Annotated in this window: 17 protein-coding genes and 1 tRNA gene; 10 read left to right on the top strand and 8 right to left on the bottom strand. The window is 69.7% G+C overall.

Annotated features, from left to right (window positions below):
• Positions 1–27: 27 nt before the first annotated feature.
• A complete protein-coding gene (locus GTW40_RS22690; RefSeq protein WP_202486286.1) occupies positions 28–1605 on the bottom strand; it encodes a metallophosphoesterase family protein in 1578 nt (525 codons plus the stop codon).
• 165 nt (positions 1606–1770) lie between these two features.
• On the opposite strand from GTW40_RS22690, the gene GTW40_RS22695 reads away from it, so the two are divergent.
• Positions 1771–2028 carry a hypothetical protein gene (locus GTW40_RS22695; protein ID WP_161182031.1) on the top strand — a complete coding sequence of 86 codons (258 nt, stop codon included), beginning with the start codon at positions 1771–1773 and terminating at the stop codon, positions 2026–2028.
• Positions 2029–2056: 28 nt separating this feature from the next.
• Positions 2057–3874: a glutamine--fructose-6-phosphate transaminase (isomerizing) gene (gene glmS / locus GTW40_RS22700; RefSeq protein WP_161182032.1), complete on the top strand. Its 1818-nt coding sequence runs from the start codon at positions 2057–2059 to the stop codon at positions 3872–3874.
• Between the two features lie 218 nt (positions 3875–4092).
• On the opposite strand, the gene GTW40_RS22705 is transcribed toward glmS, so the two are convergent.
• Entirely contained in the window at positions 4093–4620 is a 528-nt protein-coding gene (locus GTW40_RS22705) for a universal stress protein (protein ID WP_161182033.1), read from the bottom strand.
• A gap of 364 nt (positions 4621–4984) precedes the next feature.
• Here GTW40_RS22705 and GTW40_RS22710 point away from each other — a divergent pair, with 364 nt between their 5' ends.
• From GTW40_RS22710 to GTW40_RS22725, 4 genes are all read left to right on the top strand, one after another.
• The gene (locus GTW40_RS22710; RefSeq protein WP_161182034.1) at positions 4985–5293 is read left to right on the top strand and encodes a hypothetical protein; all 309 of its coding nucleotides are present in this window, start codon (positions 4985–4987) and stop codon (positions 5291–5293) included.
• Between the two features lie 378 nt (positions 5294–5671).
• Positions 5672–6895 (top strand): helix-turn-helix domain-containing protein, encoded by a 1224-nt coding sequence (locus GTW40_RS22715; protein ID WP_161182035.1) that lies wholly within the window; start codon positions 5672–5674, stop codon positions 6893–6895.
• Between the two features lie 116 nt (positions 6896–7011).
• Complete coding sequence (orn, locus tag GTW40_RS22720) at positions 7012–7614, top strand: oligoribonuclease (protein WP_161182036.1); 603 nt, start codon at positions 7012–7014, stop codon at positions 7612–7614.
• A gap of 94 nt (positions 7615–7708) precedes the next feature.
• Positions 7709–7781 (top strand) — tRNA-His (locus GTW40_RS22725).
• 98 nt (positions 7782–7879) lie between these two features.
• On the opposite strand, the gene GTW40_RS22730 is transcribed toward GTW40_RS22725, so the two are convergent.
• The 4 genes from GTW40_RS22730 to GTW40_RS22745 are packed head-to-tail and all read right to left on the bottom strand — an operon-like array spanning position 7880 to position 10092.
• Complete coding sequence (locus GTW40_RS22730) at positions 7880–8395, bottom strand: DinB family protein (RefSeq protein ID WP_161182037.1); 516 nt, start codon at positions 8393–8395, stop codon at positions 7880–7882.
• 37 nt (positions 8396–8432) lie between these two features.
• Positions 8433–9299, bottom strand: a complete 867-nt coding sequence (locus GTW40_RS22735) for a helix-turn-helix transcriptional regulator (RefSeq protein WP_161182038.1) — start codon at positions 9297–9299, stop codon at positions 8433–8435.
• A gap of 27 nt (positions 9300–9326) precedes the next feature.
• Positions 9327–9860, bottom strand: a complete 534-nt coding sequence (locus GTW40_RS22740) for a DUF6879 family protein (RefSeq protein ID WP_161182039.1) — start codon at positions 9858–9860, stop codon at positions 9327–9329.
• A complete protein-coding gene (locus GTW40_RS22745; protein ID WP_161182040.1) occupies positions 9826–10092 on the bottom strand; it encodes a hypothetical protein in 267 nt (88 codons plus the stop codon). The genes GTW40_RS22740 and GTW40_RS22745 overlap by 35 nt, the downstream gene beginning before the upstream one ends.
• Before the next feature lie 190 nt (positions 10093–10282).
• Between GTW40_RS22745 and GTW40_RS22750 the strand changes: the two genes are divergently transcribed.
• The 3 genes from GTW40_RS22750 to GTW40_RS22760 are packed head-to-tail and all read left to right on the top strand — an operon-like array spanning position 10283 to position 11345.
• On the top strand, positions 10283–11011 hold the full coding sequence (locus GTW40_RS22750) for a hypothetical protein (protein WP_161182041.1): 729 nt from the start codon (positions 10283–10285) through the stop codon (positions 11009–11011).
• Positions 11008–11178, top strand: coding sequence for a hypothetical protein (locus tag GTW40_RS22755; protein ID WP_161182042.1), 171 nt, complete (start codon positions 11008–11010; stop codon positions 11176–11178). The genes GTW40_RS22750 and GTW40_RS22755 overlap by 4 nt, the downstream gene beginning before the upstream one ends.
• Positions 11175–11345, top strand: a complete 171-nt coding sequence (locus GTW40_RS22760) for a hypothetical protein (protein ID WP_161182043.1) — start codon at positions 11175–11177, stop codon at positions 11343–11345. Before GTW40_RS22755 ends, GTW40_RS22760 begins: the two co-directional genes overlap by 4 nt.
• A gap of 79 nt (positions 11346–11424) precedes the next feature.
• Here the strand turns inward: GTW40_RS22760 and GTW40_RS22765 are convergent, their stop codons facing one another.
• Both GTW40_RS22765 and GTW40_RS22770 read right to left on the bottom strand, forming a co-directional pair.
• A complete protein-coding gene (locus GTW40_RS22765) occupies positions 11425–11646 on the bottom strand; it encodes a hypothetical protein (protein ID WP_161182044.1) in 222 nt (73 codons plus the stop codon).
• A gap of 67 nt (positions 11647–11713) precedes the next feature.
• Positions 11714–12772, bottom strand: coding sequence for a LacI family DNA-binding transcriptional regulator (locus tag GTW40_RS22770; RefSeq protein WP_161182045.1), 1059 nt, complete (start codon positions 12770–12772; stop codon positions 11714–11716).
• Positions 12773–13177: 405 nt separating this feature from the next.
• Here GTW40_RS22770 and GTW40_RS22775 point away from each other — a divergent pair, with 405 nt between their 5' ends.
• Positions 13178–14497, top strand: coding sequence for an extracellular solute-binding protein (locus tag GTW40_RS22775; RefSeq protein ID WP_161182046.1), 1320 nt, complete (start codon positions 13178–13180; stop codon positions 14495–14497).
• Positions 14498–14553: the final 56 nt, after the last annotated feature.

Below are 14553 nucleotides of genomic sequence, written 5' to 3' on the forward strand. Positions count from 1 at the left end.
TGCCGCCCTGAGCGCCGCTTCGCAGCGCTACTTCGCCCTGCGCGCCACCGTGAAGTGGTCGATCCGCTCGCCGGTCTCCGCGATGCCGGACACGGTCAGCGTGGCTGTACGCCCCTTCGGCGCGGGCGTGACGTCCACGCGCAGGAAGGAGTAGTCGAGGTAGCGCACCCGGGACCAGGTGACCGACTCGTCGCGCTTGCCGTCCTTGAGGTTGACGAAGGAGGCCACGGACTCGACCTCGTGCTCGTTCCCCTCGTAGGAGTCGGGCGCGGTGAAGGCGTACAGGCTCCGCCCGGCCGCGCCCGCCGTGACGTAGACGACGCCCTCGGTCTCCGGGTAGGCGGTGCCGCCGACGGGGAGCTTCTTGACGACCCTGTCGCCCTTGATCACGTCGGTGCGCTCGTACTGGTGGTTGTGGCCGTTGATGACCAGGTCCACGGTGTACTTCTCGAACAGCGGCACCCACTCCTCGCGCACCCCGCCCTCGGAGGCGTGGGCGGTGGAGGTGCAGTAGGCGCAGTGGTGGAAGAAGACCACGACGAAGTCCACGTCCCTCGCGGCGCGGTACCTCTTCAGCTGGGTCTCCAGCCACGTGGTCTGCGTGCCGCCGGAGATGCCGAGGTTGGCCGGGATCTCGTACGAGATGTCGTTGGCGTCCAGGGAGATCACGGCGGTGTTGCCGTAGACGAAGGAGTAGACGCCGGGGAGGTTCCGGTGGTCGGGGCCGTTGTCGGGGAGGGTCCAGCGGGCCTCCTCGCCGCCGTAGCCGTTGGGCGAGTACCAGGCCTCCATGTCGTGGTTGCCGTAGGCGGGCATCCAGGGGACCTGCTTGGCGACGGACTCGGTCTGGTGCAGGAACTGGTCCCAGGTGCGCGAGTCGAAGCCGGTGTCGGTGGTCTTGCCTGCGCCGGCCGGGTCGCCGTAGGCGATGTCGCCCGCGTGGAGGTGGAAGGCGGGGTTCTGGCCGAGGATCAGGGCGTTGTTGGCCAGGCCGTGGTAGCCGACGCCCTCGTCACCGAAGGCGGTGAAGGTGAAGGGCTTCTTCCCGGCGGGGGCGGTGGTGAAGGTGCCGAGGGTGCCGAGGAGATGGGGCGCGGCGGGGTCGAAGCCCTGGTGGCCGACGCCGTAGTAATAGGTCTGGCCGGGGCGCAGGTGGGTCAGCTTCGCGTGCACGTAGTACTGGGTGTGGTCGCCGCTCGCGCCGACCCCGGCCGGGGTGTGGAGGGTACGGACCTCGGCCTGGATCTTGCGGGAGAGGTCCCAGGGCTGGGCGCCGATCCGGATGAAGGGCCGCTTGACCGCGACGGGCACCTGCCAGGAGACGGTGACCTCGGTGCGCGGGTCGTTACCCCAGGCCAGATGGCGTCCGAAGGGGGCGACGAGGGCACCGTCGACGGTCTCGGCGGGGCGGTGGGCGGGGATCGTGGCGGCGGTGGCCGGGGCGGCGGCCGCGGCCTGGGTGCCGGAGACGAACGCGCCGCCGACGACGGTGCCCACGGTCACGGCGCCGCCTCTGATCATGTTCCGCCGGGAGAATCTGGCGCGCAGATACTCGTGCCGCTCGGCCATGCTCATGCGCTCGGCCAGCTTCTCGGGTACGCCCATACGAGGAATGTCCATGTCACCGAAAGGTGCCGGGCGCGGGCGACGCCGCTCGGGACGCGGAGTGGATTTCCGGCTAACAGCACCCCATCGGAGCCCCAACAGGCGCTTGCCCGATTTCGGGCAAGATTCTTGCGAAAGTCGCCGCCGTGCCCCAGGATCTACCGGGTGCACGAGGAACTTGTCGATCATCTGACGCGCTCCACCCCGCTGAACAGGGGCGAAGCGCTGCGGGTGATCCAGGACGTGCTGGCCTACTTCGACGAGACGACTCAGGAGTACGTCCGTCGCCGCCACCGTGAACTGCAGGCCGAGGGCCTGCGGAACACGGCGATCTTCGACCGGATCGAGGCGGACCTGAAATACCGGGCCGTGGCACCGCCGGAGCTGACGCTCAGGCAACTGCGCCGCATGGTCTACGGCTGAGAAACTCCAGGGTGAGGGAAGACTTCATATGTGCGGAATTGTCGGATACATCGGTAGGCGTGACGTCGCTCCCCTGCTCCTGGAGGGCCTCCAGCGCCTGGAGTACCGGGGCTACGACTCGGCGGGCATCGTCGTCTCCAGCCCCAAGACGCCGGCCCTGAAGATGGTCAAGGCCAAGGGCCGGGTCCGCGACCTGGAGGCCAAGGTCCCCGCGCGCTTCAAGGGCACCACCGGCATCGCCCACACCCGCTGGGCCACGCACGGCGCCCCGTCCGACGTGAACGCCCACCCGCACATGTCGGCGGACAGCAAGGTCGCCGTCGTGCACAACGGCATCATCGACAACGCCTCCGACCTGCGCCGCAAGCTGGAGGCGGACGGCGTCGAGTTCCTCTCCGACACCGACACCGAGGTCCTCACCCACCTGGTCGCCCGCTCGACGGCCGAGAAGCTGGAGGACAAGGTCCGCGAGGCGCTGCGCGTCGTCGAGGGCACCTACGGCATCGCCGTCATGCACGCCGACTTCCCCGACCGCATCGTGGTCGCCCGCAACGGCTCCCCGGTCGTGCTCGGCATCGGCGAGAAGGAGATGTTCGTCGCCTCGGACATCGCCGCCCTGGTCGCCCACACCCGCCAGGTCGTCACCCTGGACGACGGCGAGATGGCCACCCTCAAGGCCGACGACTTCCGCACCTACACCACCGAGGGCACCCGGACCAGCTCCGAGCCCACCACCGTGGAGTGGGAGGCCGCGTCGTACGACATGGGCGGCCACGACACCTACATGCACAAGGAGATCTTCGAGCAGGCCGACGCCGTGGACCGCGTGCTGCGCGGCCGCATCGACGACCGCTTCTCCACCGTGCACCTCGGCGGCCTCAACCTGGACGCCCGCGAGGCGCGCCAGATCCGCCGCGTGAAGATCCTCGGCTGCGGCACCTCGTACCACGCGGGCATGATCGGCGCCCAGATGATCGAGGAGCTGGCCCGCATCCCCGCCGACGCCGAGCCCGCCTCCGAGTTCCGCTACCGCAACGCGGTCGTGGACCCCGACACCCTCTACATCGCGGTCTCGCAGTCCGGTGAGACGTACGACGTGCTCGCGGCCGTCCAGGAGCTGAAGCGCAAGGGCGCCCGCGTCCTGGGCGTCGTCAACGTGGTCGGCTCGGCGATCGCCCGCGAGGCGGACGGCGGCATGTACGTGCACGCCGGGCCCGAGGTCTGCGTGGTGTCCACCAAGTGCTTCACCAACATGACCGTCGCCTTCGCGCTGCTCGCCCTGCACCTGGGCCGCACCCGCGACCTGTCCGTGCGGGACGGCAAGCGGATCATCGAGGGCCTGCGCAAGCTGCCCCAGCAGATCACCGAGATCCTCAAGCAGGAAGAGGAGATCAAGGTGCTGGCGGAGCAGTTCGCCGACGCCCGCTCGATGCTCTTCATCGGCCGCGTCCGGGGCTACCCGGTGGCGCGTGAGGCCTCCCTGAAGCTCAAGGAGGTCTCGTACATCCACGCCGAGGCCTACCCCGCCTCCGAGCTCAAGCACGGCCCGCTGGCCCTGATCGAGCCCGCCCTGCCGACGGTCGCCATCGTCCCGGACGACGACCTGCTGGAGAAGAACCGCGCCGCCCTGGAGGAGATCAAGGCCCGCAGCGGCAAGATCCTCGCGGTCGCCCACCAGGAGCAGGAGAAGGCCGACCAGACGATCATCGTCCCGAAGAACGAGGACGAGCTGGACCCGATCCTCATGGGCATCCCGCTCCAGCTGCTCGCCTACCACACGGCGAAGGCCCTGGGCCGCGACATCGACAAGCCGCGCAACCTGGCGAAGTCGGTGACGGTGGAGTAGTCCACCCCCGCTGTCGGAGAACGGACCCCTACGTGCCCCACGTGGGGGTCCATTCATGTGCCGCCCCCTCGCCGACGGCCGTCACCCGCCGGCTGCGACACGCACCGAAGCCCCCGGCGGGGTACATGCCCCGCCGGGGGCTTCCGAACACCTGGTTCGAGGGTCAACTGGGCGCACTGACAGGCGCGTTGAGCGTTCCGTGCTGCCGAACGCGCCCCTCAGGGGATCACGATCACCGGACGGCGAGCCCGTTTGGCCAGCCGTCCCGCCACCGAGCCGAAGAGGCGGCCGACGAGGCCGTGGGTCGAGCCGACCACGATCGCGTCCGCCTCGTACTCCCGCCCGACCTCCTCGAGTTCGTGGCAGATATCGCCGCCGCGCTCGACCAGGATCCAGGGCACCTCGGCGAGATGCTCCGCACAGGCCAGTTCGAGACCGAGCACCTCGGTGCGGTGGTCGGGAACGTCGACGAAGACGGGCGGCTCGCAGCCCGCCCACACGGTGGTGGGCAGCCGGTTGGCCACATGGACGATGATCAGGCCGGAGCCGGATCGCCGGGCCACGCCGATCGCGTAGGCGAGGGCGCGCTCGCTGGAGGTGGAGCCGTCGAAGCCGACGACCACTCCGTGCTGGAAGGCGGGATCGCAGGAAGGGCGTGTCTCTTCCGCCGCCAGGGGGTCGGCCGCCGTCGGTTCGGCAACCGGCCGCTTGCGGTCCGCGGGTTCGAAGAATTCGTGACCGGCCATGGCTGTCTCGGCGTTGTGATCCTTTTATGGGAGGGGGACATCGTGCGGCGGAGCTGTGTCCGGGATTCGTCTTCCCAAGCCCATACCCCCAAGGGTACGGCGGCACGCCTCCCGGGCCCAGATCTCCCGCACGCTCCGTGAGCGGCCCTCCGGGGTGCCCGGGGGGTTCCCCGGAGAATGCACGAGCGGCGCGCGGGGCGCAATGGTCGCTGCCCCGTACACGGGGTTTTGTACGGGATTGCTGGACGGGGCGGCACCGGTTCGGGGCCGGTCGGTGACCGTTGTACGGAAATCCGGGCCCGCCCGGTGACCGACCGGGCCCGGCCGCGTTGAACCCCCTGAACCGCCGCCCCAGGGAGCCCCGATGCCCGCACCCCGGCCCACCGCCGCACCGCGCGCCGAGTCGTACGTACGGTCCGCGCCGGCCTCTCCCTCCGCCGCTCCCTCCACGCCGTCCGCTCCGCCCGCGACGGACACGGTGCGTGACGTGATCGGCTGGGGTGTGTTCGGGTGTCTGCTCGTCCCCGTCGTCCTGCTGTGGTGCGGCAGCGCGCCGGTGACCGCCGCCGGCGCGGGACTGGGCCTCACGGCCGTGACAGGAACATGTTGGGTGCTGCTGCGCCACTTCGAGCGTGCCGCGGCGAAGACGGAACGGCAGACACCGGTTGACTGACCGGTTTCCGCGCCTCGGAACGCTGCTTTTCAGCCAACTTCTGAATATCGCTCCGGAGGGGGCGCAACCACCCCTCATCCCCCGTTCCACCTGCACAAACAGGGTCCACGAGACCCCAAGCACCCTATGCGGTTTGGCCACCACGCCGAGGCGCACTTCCCTGCGCGGCCCACGAGTGCAACCCTTCGTGATCGAATGCTTCACGCCAAGTTGTCATGTCGACAATGCGTGACGTGGAGAACTGGCCACCGACAGACCACGGCAGCCAGTAGATTCGATCTTGACTGTCTTACGGCGGGGGACTCGTGCAGGACCGAGGGGAAACGTGCAGGAGCGACACAACCGAGGAGCCGCGACCACCGAGGGGGGCTTAGCAGTATGAGCCACGACTCCACCGCAGCGCCGGATGCCGCAGCCCGGAAGCTCGCCGGGCGACGTCGCAAGGAGATCGTCGCGGTGCTGCTGTTCAGCGGCGGCCCCATCTTCGAGAGTTCCATACCGCTTTCGGTGTTCGGGATCGACCGCCAGGACGCCGGAGTACCGCGCTACCGACTGCTGGTGTGCGGAGGCGAGGACGGCCCGCTGCGGACCACAGGGGGCCTGGAACTCACCGCGCCGCATGGCCTGGAGGCGATCTCCCGTGCGGGCACGGTCGTCGTACCGGCCTGGCGCTCGATCACCTCACCACCGCCGGAGGAGGCGCTCGACGCCCTCCGCCGCGCGCATGAGGAGGGGGCCCGCATCGTCGGCCTGTGCACCGGGGCGTTCGTCCTGGCGGCGGCCGGCCTGCTGGACGGACGGCCGGCGACCACCCACTGGATGTACGCGCCGACGCTGGCCAAGCGCTATCCGTCGGTGCACGTCGATCCACGGGAACTCTTCGTGGACGACGGCGACGTACTGACCTCCGCGGGGACGGCGGCCGGGATCGACCTCTGTCTCCACATCGTGCGGACGGACCACGGCAACGAGGCGGCGGGCGCGCTCGCCCGGCGCCTGGTGGTCCCGCCGCGCCGCAGCGGCGGTCAGGAGCGCTATCTCGACAGGTCTTTACCAGAGGAGATCGGCGCCGACCCGCTGGCCGAGGTCGTCGCCTGGGCGCTGGAACACCTCCACGAGCAGTTCGACGTGGAGACGCTGGCGGCACGCGCCTATATGAGCCGCCGTACGTTCGACCGCCGTTTCCGCTCGCTCACCGGCAGCGCGCCGCTGCAGTGGCTGATCACCCAGCGGGTGCTCCAGGCACAGCGGCTGCTCGAGACCTCGGACTACTCCGTGGACGAGGTCGCGGGGCGGTGCGGCTTCCGCTCACCGGTCGCGCTGCGCGGGCACTTCCGCCGCCAGCTCGGCTCGTCGCCCGCCGCCTACCGGGCCGCCTACCGGGCCCGCAGGCCACAGGGCGAGCGGCCGGTCGAGCAGGAGTCGCCGCTGCCGCCGCCCGGGGTGTCCGGCGCCGCGCCGGTCGGCCTGGCCGGCCATGGCGTGGTCGGCCAGGTGCCCGCCGTACTGCACTCGGAGCGTGACGGGGGAGTCCCGCTCCAGAGCCGCAGGCACACGGCGGGCGCGGTGAGCCTGCTGCCGGGGGCGCGGGGCGGGGTCTGACCCCGTAGGGATGTCGGAGGGAGGGGAGGAGGCGGAAGTCACACGCCTCCTCCCCTCTCCCATACCTGGCGTACGGCCGGGTTCAGCTGGGGTCGGCTCACCGTAAGGTGAGACACATGAACGATCGCATGGTGTGGATCGACTGCGAGATGACCGGCCTCTCGCTGTCCGACGACGCGCTTATCGAGGTGGCCGCCCTCGTCACCGACTCCGAGCTGAACGTGCTCGGCGAGGGCGTGGACATCGTCATCCGTCCGCCGGACTCCGCGCTGGAGACGATGCCGGAGGTGGTGCGCCAGATGCACACCGCGTCCGGCCTGCTGGAGGAGCTGGCGGGCGGTACGACGCTGGCCGACGCCGAGGAGCAGGTGCTCGCGTACATCCGTGAGCACGTCAAGGAGCCGGGCAAGGCCCCGCTGTGCGGCAACTCCGTCGGCACCGACCGCGGCTTCCTGCTGCGCGACATGCCCACGCTGGAGGCGCACCTCCACTACCGCATCGTGGATGTCTCCTCGATCAAGGAGCTGGCCCGGCGCTGGTACCCGAGGGCGTACTTCAACAGCCCGGAGAAGAACGGCAACCACCGCGCCCTGGCCGACATCCGCGAGTCCATCGCGGAGCTGCGCTACTACCGCGAGGCGGTCTTCGTCCCCCAGCCCGGCCCGGACTCCGAGACGGCCCGGACGATCGCCGCGAAGTACGTCCTGCCCCCGCAGTAGCCCCCACACGGAAACGTGTGCGCGAGCACCCCCGAGAACCCTGTAGACTTCTTCTCGGCCGGTCGGGGAACGACAAGTTCAACCGCCGGTCGTGGTGGGTGTAGCTCAGCTGGCAGAGCACCTGGTTGTGGTCCAGGATGTCGCGGGTTCAAGTCCCGTCACTCACCCTGATGGACTGAGGGCCGATCCGTTCCGACGGACCGGCCCTCAGTCGTTTCCGCATCGGGCGGCGCCTCCACGAGTGAACCCAGGCGCACCAGCCCGGCTAGGCGCCGGTCCGCCCGTCGACGAGTTCCCGTACGACATCGAGATGGCCGTTGTGCCGGGACGTCTCCTCGATGAGGTGGAGAATCACCCACCGAAGATCGACGTACCGCCCGTCCCCGATGGGACGCCTGGCCTCCACATCCAGCTCGCACTCGGCCACCAGCCGCCGATAACGCTCACTCTGCTCCTCGTACTCGGCGAGCAACCGGGCCAGCGGAACATCGACCGCCGTCCGCATCTCCGGGTCCGGATCATCATCGGTGGCCTCGGCCAGCGGCCCCTCGATCTCCTCCCCCAGGAACATCACCTGGAACCAGTAGTACTCCACCCACCGCAGATGACTGATCAACCCGCACAACGTCATCAACGGCGACCCCGGCAGCGGCGCCCTCCGCGCGTCCTCGGCAGACACCCCCTCACACTTGGCCCGCGCGGTGTCCCGGGCGTAGTCGAGAAAGGTGGTGAGCTGCGCACGCTCGTCCCAGGTGGGGGGCGTGTCGGTTCGTTGGGTCATCGGGGGGAGTCTGCCGCGACAGGGGAGGCGTGTCGACTCAGTTCTCCGGGCGGTCCAACGCCTCGATGGCCCGGCGGATGAGGGCGCGGGCGTCGGGGCCGTAGACGGCCATCGAGCGGAGCTGCTCGAATGCCACCAAGTGGAGTTCGATCTCCGATGGTTGGGTGATCCGTACGCGGGCGGACACCAGCTCGACGCTGACGAGGCGGTCGTCATAGACGTGGAACGTCTCGCGCGGCCACTGCTGCCTGGACGCCGTGTTCGCGGGGATGATGCCGAGCGAGACCTGTGGGAGGGCGCCGGCGGTGAGCAGGTAGCCGAGTTGTGCGGCCATGGCCTCGGTGTCGCAGACGCGGTAGTGGAGGACTGGCTCCTCCACTACGAATACGAAGCGGCGGCCCGGCTCGTGGATGATCCTGCTGCGCTCGACCCGGGCGCGGGCGGCGGCCGCGCTGTCGTCCACGGGAACGTCCCGAAACCGGGCGCTGATCCCGAGCACTCCGGCGGCGTATCCCTCCGTTTGCAGCAGGCCGGGCACGAGCGAGGAGGAGTAGACCCGGAAGAGGTCCGTGTCGCGGAAGAGGTTGGGTTCGCTGCCCTGAAGCACCTTGAGCCCGGCACGCACCTGGGTGCGCCACTCGGTATAGAGGGATTCCGCGTGCAGAGACTGGGCGACGAGCCCGTCAGCCTGATCCGGGATACCACAGGCCACGCACCAGGCTCTTATGTCCCGGGCCGTGGGTGCGGTGCGGGCGTTCTCGATCCGGCTCGTCTTGGCGTGGTGCCAGCCGCACCGGTCGGCCAACTCCACGACCGTCAGCCCGGCGCTCTTGCGCATGTCGCGCAGCCTGTGGGCGACGACTTCGCGTGCCGCCTGAGCGGCCGACGACGGGGAAACGGGCATGAACTGGCCTGTCCGGTGCGTGCTGGATCAGTGGATCTCGTACTGGTCGTGCGGAATGGCTCGCGCCCAGACCGTATCGAAGGCTTCACTGCACAGCTTCGCCGCCGTGGGATCGTCGGTGACCTCCCCGCCCGCGGACGCGCCCGATCCCGTGAAGTGGTTCCATCGGACCACCTGTCCGTCGATGACCCAGAAGTCGTTGGCGGGCAGAGCGATCACGCCGGTCCGGCGACGCGGGAACCAGCGCACCTGCTCTCCGGCAGCCACGTTGGTGAAGGTGTTGTCGTACAGAAAGCGGGTGTACTCGCTCACCGGCTCGGAGACGATCCGGGCCCGGCGGATGACGACACCCCGGGCCACGGTCTCCCGCACCAGGTCCAGCCATGGCCGCCACCAGGACGCACGGTCGGCAGGGTCATGCCGGAATCCCTCGCGCCACTCGGCGAAGGGGCCGCGCTCGTAGTCGACGGCGTACGAGTCGCGCATCTCCAGGTGGACGGCGGACCGTTGCGCAGACGCGAGCAGGTCAGTGAACTCGACTGGCAGCACGTTCGACGGCATCACATGCCTCCCTGATCATCGGCACCATACGGGCGGGGATACGGATCACGGCCTCGTGCTCGGGAATGCCGACCGCGTGTCCGGGCAGCTCCAACGCGGCGCATTCCGCCCGCAGTTCCGGGCTCGGCTTCCACCCCTGGAAGACCAGTTCGCTGGCCTCCGGATCGACCCACACCGTCGGACTCTCGTGGTCTCCCGTGTTCGGGTCGATACCGATGAACACTAGCGCCACCGCTGCCTCCTTCACTGGGTTGTGCAGGACTGTGCATCACGATGAGGTTGGAGGATCGGGTCGTCAAGACTGCCTAGGCGTGAGTACACACGTAAGAGCGAGTGTCACGCACAAAAATGCACATCACTGGCTGTGCCGTACCTCGCTTCCCTAGCGTCACCGGAGACCACCGACTCCGAGGGAGACCCATATGCACTACGGCCGCGTCACCCAACCCGCCACCTTCCCCTCTCGAAGCGAACCGCCCGATGCCATCCGGGACTGGCTGGCCGGCGCGCACGCCTCCCCCGAGCAGGCCCGGCGGGAATGGAGCAGGTGTGGCGTCGCGCTGCTCCCGCTCGGCCCCCGTTTCGACGCCGTCCGCATTCCCGGCGATCTCCTCCACGCCGCTGTCGGCGGCGGAGACATCGGCAACGTCCTCAACGGCCCCGTCATCCACGACGTACGAACCCTCGGTCCCACCTACTGGGCCCTGGTTCCCCACCAGGGCGACTGGCCCGGCGACCCGGAAACCCCGCTCCTCAGCCACGGCACGTACCTGGGCGTGCCCGACCTCATCGTCACCGGCCCGCCCGGCTCCTTCTGGGTGACTCCGCCCAGCCGTCGGCACCACCTGTGCCGCGCCGAGGACGTACTGGCTCTCATCGACTACGGCAGAAAGGAGTTGGGGCGGGAACGCACGACCAACGCGGAAAGACTGAGCGCTCTCGCTCAGGAACTGCCCCCGCCCGACACCCTGTCCGACGACCGCCTACGGGGCCGTTCCTGCGTCTGGTGCGGCACCCCGCTCACCGTCGAGACCGCTTTCCTCGACTTCGGCCAACTGCTCTCACCCCAGCGCTGGTTCCCCCGCGCCTGCCGCCCCTGCACCGGCGAGCGGACCGAGCGCGCGCGGGTGGGCCGGGACGGGCGGAAGTGAACCCCGACCCCGGCCCCGAGCCGCCGCCGTCGTACATCACTCCCGCCTGCGCCCGCTGCGGCCACTACTTCCAGCCCGGCGAGCCCTACGACGTCGTACCCGTCGAGTCCGGCACCGGCGTCGCCCCGGACGCGTACCGCCACCGGGAACCGTGCGCTCCCTCGTGACCGCCAAGGGTTTCGAATCGATGGAGGAGACCGACTACCTACTGCGCTCGCGCGCCAATGCCGCACGGCTCCTGGCCGCGGCTGAGCGCGTCCGCAAGCGCCGCGCGCTCATCGGCGGGACCACGGAGGAACAGCCCGCCGTAGTGGAAGAGAGCGACGACGGATGAGCCGGATCTGTTGCGACATGCGGGACCGCGAGGCCGACGCAACACCGTCGAACGCCGCATCGACCGCCTGAGAGAAACGTCAGTTCCAAGGCTCCCGATCGGGATCCTCGCCCAGCAGTCTCGCCGCGGCCACGCAGAGGTCTCTGCCGAAGAGCTGGTTGCTGCCCCGTTCGGAACCCCAGAGGTCGGAGGCTGCTTGCGCCACAGCGCGCCAGGTGTAGTCCTCGTCGCATCGCCATGTGCGGATCCGATCGGCCATCTCCGGTGTGATCGTCGCCGGGTCCACGGGGTTGGGTGTCATCCCGGCGACCTTAGGAGCGGTGCGGAGGAGGCTGCCACCGGATTACGCCAGGGAACAGAGAGCACGACTACCCCGACTCCCGCCCCACCAACTCCGTAGGCAGCACCACATGCCTCCGCTCCAACCCCCGCGCAGCCGCCGGACGGCGATCCGCTATCTCCTCCAGGAGCAGGCCGATCATCGCGCGGCCCATCTCCTCGATCGGCTGGCGGACGCTGGTCAGGGGTGGGTCCATGTGGCGGGCGATGGCGGAGTCGTCGTAGCCGATCAGGGCCACGTCCTCCGGGATGCGGCGGCCCGCTTCGCGCAGGATCTGGCGGGCGCCCGCCGCCGTGACGTCGGAGCCGGCGAAGACCGCGTCGAGGTCGGGGCGGCGGGAGAGGAGGGCCGCCATCGCGCGGCGGCCGCCTTCCTCCGTGAAGTCGCCGGGTTCCAGGAGGAGTTCGTCCGGAGCCACGCCCGCCGACCGCAGCGCGTCCCGGTAGCCGTCCACCCGTCGCTGGGCGCCGTACACGTCGGGGCGGCCGGTGATGTGGGCGATGCGGCGGCAGCCACGAGCCAGCAAGTGAGAGACCGCCGCGTGCGCGCCGCCGTAGTTGTCGGAGTCGACCGAGGTGAGGGTCTCGCCCGCCGAGCGGGGGCCGCTGATCACGGCCGGGATCTCCAGGCGGTCGAGGAGGTCGGGGAGGGGGTCGTCGGCGTGGACGGAGACGAGGAGGACGCCGTCGACGCGGTGGGCGGAGAGGTAGTCCGCGAGCCGCTGCCGCTTGCGGTCGCTGCCCGCGAAGATGAGGATCAACTGCCATTCAGTGTCGGCGAGTTCGGCGCCTACGCCGCTCAGCATGTCGGAGAAGTACGGCTCCGCGAAGAAGCGGGTCTCCGGCTCGGGGACGACGAGCGCGATGGAGTCGGTGCGGTTGGCGGCGAGGGCGCGGGCGGCGGTGTTGGGGACGTAGCCCAGCTCCTCGACGGCGGCCTCGACGGCGGCGCGGGTCGCGTCGCTGACCCGGGGGGAGCCGTTGATCACCCGGGAGACCGTGCCCCGGCCCACCCCGGCACGGGCGGCAACCTCCTCGAGCGTGGGCCGTCCCCCGCTCCGGCCGCCCCGCGCTCCGTGGCTCGCCATGGACTCCGCCTCTCCCGCCAACACCCGTAACCCGTACCCGTATCCGTACATCCATCGGCGGCTCGCGCCGCCGTCCACACCCGCACCGCGGGTCGTTACCGCCCCTGGCCTGGAATGTAACAGTGCCCCGCACCACCGCCACCAGCCGCGTTCCACGCGGTCGTCCCGGAACTAATTAACAGCCCGATAACTGAAGGGACTTGGGAGTGCGCACTCCCTTGACACCCCGCGCCGGACGGACGACCCTTCAACACATCACTCGTGGGAGCGCTCCCACGGTACCTGACACCTACACATCCCGCACGTTCCCCGCCCGAGCCGCAGCGCGTACGAACGGGCCCAGCTCCAGAAGTAGTTCCATGCAGTTGGCCGGGGGGTCGGCACGTCAGGCAACAGGAGGACGCAATGCGCACGGGTATCCGCAGGTCTCGCGGAACGGTGGCCCTGATGGCCGCCGCCGCGCTGACCACGGGGCTGCTGGCCGGCTGCTCCAAGGACTCGGACGACGGCTCGTCGAACGCGGACGACGGCGGCAACGGCAAGATCACGCTGACCGTCGGCACCTTCGGCGTCTTCGGCTACAAGCAGGCCGGCCTGTACGACGAGTACACGAAGCTCCACCCGGACATCTCCATCAAGGAGAACGTCACGACCCGTACCGACGTGTACTGGCCGAAGGTGCTCACCCGCCTCCAGGCGGGCGCGGGCGCCGACGACATCCAGGCCATCGAGGTCGGCAACATCACCGAGGCCGTGGACACCCAGGCGAGCAAATTCGTCGACCTCGGCAAGGACGTCGACAAGTCCCAGTGGCTGGACTGGAAGCTCGCCCAGGCCACCACCAAGGACGGCAAGCTCATCGGCCTCGGCACGGACACCGGCCCGATGGCGGTCTGCTACCGCAAGGACCTCTTCGCGAAGGCCGGTCTGCCCACCGACCGCACCAAGCTCGCGGAGCTGTGGAAGGGCGACTGGTCGAAGTACGTCGACCTCGGCAAGCAGTACATGAAGAAGGCGCCGAAGGGCACCAAGTACGTCGACTCGGCGGCCTCGGTGTACAACGCGGCCCTGGGCGGCGCCTCCGTGCGCAACTACGACAAGGACGGCAAGGTCGTCTGGGACAAGTCCCCCGGTGTGAAGGCGTCCTGGGACGCCGCCATGACCGTGGCGACCAGCGACATGTCCGCCAAGCTGAAGCAGTTCGACCCGACCTGGGACAACGGCTTCGCCAACGGCACCTTCGCCACCGTCGCCTGCCCGGCCTGGATGATCGGCTACATCCAGGAGAAGTCCGGTGACTCGGGCAGCGGCAAGTGGGACGTGGCAGCGGCCCCGGCCGCGTCCAACTGGGGCGGCTCCTTCCTCGGCGTGCCGACCTCCAGCAAGCACCAGAAGGAGGCCGTCGCCCTGGCGAAGTGGCTGACCGCGCCCGCACAGCAGGCCAAGGTCTTCGCCAAGCAGGCCAGCTTCCCGTCGACCCCGGCGGCGTACGCGGGGCTGAAGCCCGCGCCCGCCACCGTCGCGTACTTCTCCGGCGCGCCGCTCACCCAGATCTTCTCCGACGCGGCGAAGACCATCCCGGCCCAGCCGCTCGGCCCGAAGGACAAGCCGATCGACGCCGCGATCAGCGACATCGGCATCCTCCAGGTCGAGCAGAAGGGCAAGTCCCCGGCCGAGGGCTGGAAGGCGGCGTCCGCCGAGATCAAGGACGTGCTCGGCCAGTGACGTCCAAAGAGGCTCTCGCGCATCCCGCGTCGAGCGCCGAGGCCGCGCCCGGCACC

The organism is Streptomyces sp. SID4985, assembly GCF_009863025.1.
Taxonomy (GTDB): Bacteria; Actinomycetota; Actinomycetes; order Streptomycetales; family Streptomycetaceae; genus Streptomyces.

Excerpts from the sequence above, each read along its gene's own strand:
- GTW40_RS22775 (WP_161182046.1), top strand. The coding sequence starts at position 13,178 with ATGCGCACGGGTATCCGCAGGTCTCGCGGAACGGTGGCCCTGATGGCC.
- glmS (WP_161182032.1), top strand. The coding sequence starts at position 2,057 with ATGTGCGGAATTGTCGGATACATCGGTAGGCGTGACGTCGCTCCCCTG.
- GTW40_RS22710 (WP_161182034.1), top strand. The coding sequence starts at position 4,985 with ATGCCCGCACCCCGGCCCACCGCCGCACCGCGCGCCGAGTCGTACGTA.
- GTW40_RS22730 (WP_161182037.1), bottom strand. The coding sequence starts at position 8,395 with ATGACCCAACGAACCGACACGCCCCCCACCTGGGACGAGCGTGCGCAG.
- GTW40_RS22770 (WP_161182045.1), bottom strand. The coding sequence starts at position 12,772 with ATGGCGAGCCACGGAGCGCGGGGCGGCCGGAGCGGGGGACGGCCCACG.
- GTW40_RS22740 (WP_161182039.1), bottom strand. The coding sequence starts at position 9,860 with ATGCCGTCGAACGTGCTGCCAGTCGAGTTCACTGACCTGCTCGCGTCT.
- GTW40_RS22715 (WP_161182035.1), top strand. The coding sequence starts at position 5,672 with ATGAGCCACGACTCCACCGCAGCGCCGGATGCCGCAGCCCGGAAGCTC.
- GTW40_RS22690 (WP_202486286.1), bottom strand. The coding sequence starts at position 1,605 with ATGGGCGTACCCGAGAAGCTGGCCGAGCGCATGAGCATGGCCGAGCGG.
- GTW40_RS22750 (WP_161182041.1), top strand. The coding sequence starts at position 10,283 with ATGCACTACGGCCGCGTCACCCAACCCGCCACCTTCCCCTCTCGAAGC.
- GTW40_RS22705 (WP_161182033.1), bottom strand. The coding sequence starts at position 4,620 with ATGGCCGGTCACGAATTCTTCGAACCCGCGGACCGCAAGCGGCCGGTT.
- GTW40_RS22765 (WP_161182044.1), bottom strand. The coding sequence starts at position 11,646 with ATGACACCCAACCCCGTGGACCCGGCGACGATCACACCGGAGATGGCC.
- GTW40_RS22735 (WP_161182038.1), bottom strand. The coding sequence starts at position 9,299 with ATGCCCGTTTCCCCGTCGTCGGCCGCTCAGGCGGCACGCGAAGTCGTC.
- orn (WP_161182036.1), top strand. The coding sequence starts at position 7,012 with ATGAACGATCGCATGGTGTGGATCGACTGCGAGATGACCGGCCTCTCG.